This window comes from Legionella santicrucis, from assembly GCF_001468135.1.
In the GTDB taxonomy this organism is placed as follows: domain Bacteria; phylum Pseudomonadota; class Gammaproteobacteria; order Legionellales; family Legionellaceae; genus Legionella; species Legionella santicrucis.
Map to the genome: position 1 here is coordinate 42,611 of NZ_LNYU01000015.1, position 4,458 is coordinate 47,068.

Below are 4,458 nucleotides of genomic sequence, written 5' to 3' on the forward strand. Positions count from 1 at the left end.
GGTGATTGGCGGCGCACTCACCTAATAACTGCAGTAACTCATCGTTCTTGGTAGAGAGGACAAAAGCAATCACTTGTTGCAACACTTCATTGTTGTGCAGTGCCTCTTGGGTGCTGAATAATTCTTGAAAAAAGTGTTTTGTCTCCTCTGCAATTCTGGCTTGCAATTGGGAAGAGGCCACCTTGCCGTAGAAAAGGCAAGGCATGGTCGCACCGGCAAGAGGAAGCTGCGATTTAGAATCGCAGTACCCTTTATAATCCTGGAAGTGTTCTTTGATCGCGGGATAATCTTTGCAGGCCACTTTACGCGTGATGCCACTTTGTGCACCTGTAGTAACCTGGGAGATGTGATGCTCCTGACACAGGGTGTGACCCAGCAACCGAAACATATCCGCCACCGGCGCAATTTTTTCTGGCGTCACTGCAGACTCAATTGAATCCAAACACAATCCACCCTGTTGCCCTTTCCAGACCCAAGCCTGTGCCAAAATGGCATCATCTAGGGAGGAATTTTGTGCCTCACCTTGGCATAAAACATAAAAACCACCATTAGGCGAGGTGATGCCATGAATCACACACTCACTGCCTACACCGCCAAGATACTGGCAGCACTGCGTTATTTTCCCAAGACAGGCTGCAAGTGCTGCTCCTTTATCAGTGGTCGTATCCAGTTTTTTAATATAAATCCCAGGATAGCCAATGTCTTTCCCATCAAGAATCACATCAGGAATCGTCTTATCTGCATTATCGCGCTTGAGTGCATAAAATTGCTCTCTACTTTGGGGGCTGATGCCGTGTTGAATTAAGATATTTTGAGCCGCACTGCTTTCTTGTTGGTACTTGGCATAAAAGGCATCCAAAACAATCATGTCAGCATGTGCTAAAGGTAATCGTCCTTGGCAAAGCAAGACGAGCTGTGTTTGCAGCTCAAATAGGCGTTGACTGCATACTTTCAGCTGTTCTTCACGCACCATTCGTGCTTCGAGATTAGTCAAAGGCTTTTTCTTAAGGTTCTTGTATTGTCTTGCTACCGTAGAGAGTTCCTTTTTGACGTCTTGAATTTTATCCCTTACTTGTGCATCGAACTTTTGGTCTTCTTGCTTCGTTGCTTTCTTACCCATTTTTCCCAGAGATTCAATGGCTTCTGCATGCGGCAAAAGGGCGCGAAAACGGGGGTTGACAAGGTAGAGGTTGGCCAGTTTTAGCCATTGCGGAAACGCACACGTATCGGCTTTAGGCAGCTCAAATAAGCACGCATCATGAACCAGGTAGTTGTAGGCATTTTGGGCTTTAAATTGGAGTAAATAATGCAATACTGCTTGTTCATCCTTAAAAATCGTAGCTAATTTCAAAGCATGGTCCTCAGCCATCCCATTGTGTTCTACGATAAGGGCTAATTGGCATAAAGGCAGCACTTTTTGATAGCAGTCCTGATGAGAAGGCCCCTTATCATTTTCTGCTCTAAAGTCCCCTAATCCCCATTGCTGTAACGTAGCCTTCATGAAAGAGGCACCTTCATCACCATAATCATGGTTAATGCGCTCAATGAGCTCATTGGTTTTGGCGCTATAGGCAAGTGATTTTTGCTTTAATCCCTGGAGGGTTTGGAGTTCTTGTAAAATATTCAGCATGGACAAGGGTGACATATTTTTTTCTCTTCGGTTGGATTATGTGAGGGGGACAAATCAGCCTTTTTTACTAACTGTATAGGGGTTCACTAAAGGTAAAATCAGTACAACAAAAAAATGGCTCACCTCATTTCAATATGCGCAGACTTTAATCTATATGATTGCTCAATATAACTGTCGAAAATGAACAGGGTACGGGCAGTTGAAAAAAATACAATGAATGAAAGCAACGGATCTGCTTCAGAAGTGATAAAAATAAAATCCGGTCACATAATCGTTAAAGGGGGTGTTTTGAAGTACAAAGTCCTGAGAGAAGTGATGCATTATAAAAAATAGTGCAATTAGCAAGCACATCCATTGTTAATAGTAAGTTCAATCTCTGTGTTAAGCGGTGAAGAGGAGCATCCTATAATTTCCTTTACAGGAAAATCTACAGATAGTTAGGCGTTTTGCTCGTGAACGTTTTGTGGCTGGTTTGGAAAATGGCCAGTTTGTTTAAGGCAATGCTCCGGCTGTAACAGAACAAAGCCTTAATTTACAGTCTATTTATTATTTTCAGCAATACTCTCTCTGGGGGTTATCCAGCATCTCGTTGTCACTATTATTTTCTTTAGCAGTCGAGAAAAATGAGTGTCTGACTTGAGATACTCTTAAGATATCCCTATTTGAAGACAATACAGTTTGTTCCTTATTTTTATTACTATAGTCAATTTCTGTAGGCAACAACGCCAGAATGGTCTTTAAGCTTTCAGAGTTATCGGCAGCACGATCAAGCACTGTCTTGCCATATTTGTTTTTAATCCTCACCGCCTCTAAACGTTGACTTTTCGACAATAATGCTAGAATGATCTTTAGGCTTTCAGGATTATTAGCTGCATTATGAAGTGCGGTCTCACCGCGTTCGTTTTGAATTATCACCGCCTCTAAACGTTGATTTTCCGGCAATAACCCTAGAAGGGTCTTTAGGCTTTCAGGATTATTAGCCGCATTATGAAGTGTTGTATCTCCATATTTGTTTTGAATCATCACCGCCTCTAAGCGCTGATTTTCTGGATATAATGCAAGAATAGTCTTTAAACTTTCAGCATTCTTAGCAGAATGATGAAGTACTGTATTGCCGTCTTTTCTTTGAATCATCACCGCCTCTAGACATTGATTTTCTGGCAATAACGCTAGAATGGTCTTTAGGCTTTCGGGATTATTAGCAGCCGCATGAAGTAGTGTATTGTCATATTCACCTCGAATCATCACCACCTCAATACGTTGATTTTCCGGCAATAACGCTAGAATGGTCTTTAGGTTTTCAGGGGTATCAGCAGCACAATGAAGTACTGTATTCCTGGCATATATGTTTTGAATCATCACCATCTTTAGACGTTGATTTTCCGGCAATGACGCTAGAATGATCTTTAGGCTCTCGGCATCCGCAGCAGCCAAATGAAGTACTGTATTGCCGTTGTTGTTTTTAATCATCACCATCTCTAGGCGTTGATTTTCTGGATATAATTCAAGAATAGTCTTTAGGCTTTCAGCATTGCTAGCAGCATTATGAAGTACTGTATCACCATATTTTCCTTGATTCATTACCGCCTCCAGGCGTTGATTTTCTGGATATAATGCGAGAATAGTCTTTAGGTTTTCAGCATTACTAGCAGCATCATGAAGTACTGCATTGCCAAGGTTGTTTTGAATCTTCACCGCCCCTAGACGTTGATTTTCTGGATATAATTCGAGAATAGTCTTTAGGCTTTCAGCATTCGTAGCAGCCATATGAAGTACTGTATTGCCATATTCGCCTTGAATCATCACCGCCTCTAGACGTTGATTTTCTGGATATAATTCGAGAATAGTCTTTAGGCTTTCAGTATTCTTAGCAGCATAATGAAGTACTGTATTGCCATATTGGCTTTGAATCATCACCGCCGCTAGACGTTGATTTTCTGGATATAATTCGAGAATAGTCTTTAGGCTTTTAGTATTCTTAGCAGCATAATGAAGTACCGTTTTGCCATATTCGTTTTTAACCTTCACCGCCTCTAAGTGTTGATTTTCTGGATATAATGTGAGAATGGCTTTTAGGATTTTAGGATTATCAGCTGCCAGATGAAGTACTGTATTGCCACGTCTGTTTTGTTGTGTTACTGCCACTTCTTTTTGTGACAATATTTTTTGTGCGATACCCAAATGGTGATTGTTTAGTGCAGCCATCAGTGGCGTATTTTCACCTGGATAACAGATCCCATTGACTTTAGCACCGTGTTTCAGGAGTACATCAAAAATGGCCTCATACCCTTTCTCAGCAGCCCAAAATAAGGCGGTTTTCATGTGGGTATCAAAGGTTTCAAGACAAGCTCTGTGTTCCAGCAAATAGTTCACCATGGCTAAGTCCTTGTTTTTAACTGCGATGATAAGCGGTGTATTTTCATCATTATTTTTGATATCTACTTGCGCCTGCGCTGCAATCAATTGTTGGGCAATATCGCGTCCAACTTCGCTTTTATCTTTGTAAAGCACTTTTTCAAGAGCACGGATTAAGGCGGTATTGCCGTCTTTATCTTGAATGTTTACATTAATGCCCTGTGCAATAAGGGTGCTGATGCTCTTCTTATCTGCCTTTAAGGTGGCAAGATGCAAGGCGCTTTGCCCCTTGTCATTCCTCGCATTAATAGAGGCACCTTGTTCCAGAGCGTCAAAAGCGATGATTTTTTTGTTTAGTTGCTGCAGATAATACCTGTTAGTCGCCAACAGCGCGTCAAAGGCTTCTTGGTGATGGGAAGCGTACTCCCCTAATAACTCAAGTAATTCATCGTTCTTGGTAGAGAGAGCAAAAA

Annotated in this window: 2 protein-coding genes; both read right to left on the reverse strand. The window is 41.6% G+C overall.

Annotated elements, in window-relative coordinates; genetic code table 11:
• Positions 1 to 1,645, reverse strand: a 1,645-nt coding sequence (locus tag Lsan_RS03950; protein ID WP_202814620.1) for a hypothetical protein, incomplete at its 3' end; no start/stop codon positions are given.
• A 537-nt stretch (positions 1,646 to 2,182) separates the two neighbouring features.
• On the reverse strand, positions 2,183 to 4,458 hold a 2,276-nt coding region (locus Lsan_RS03955), incomplete at its 5' end, for an ankyrin repeat domain-containing protein (RefSeq protein WP_058513227.1).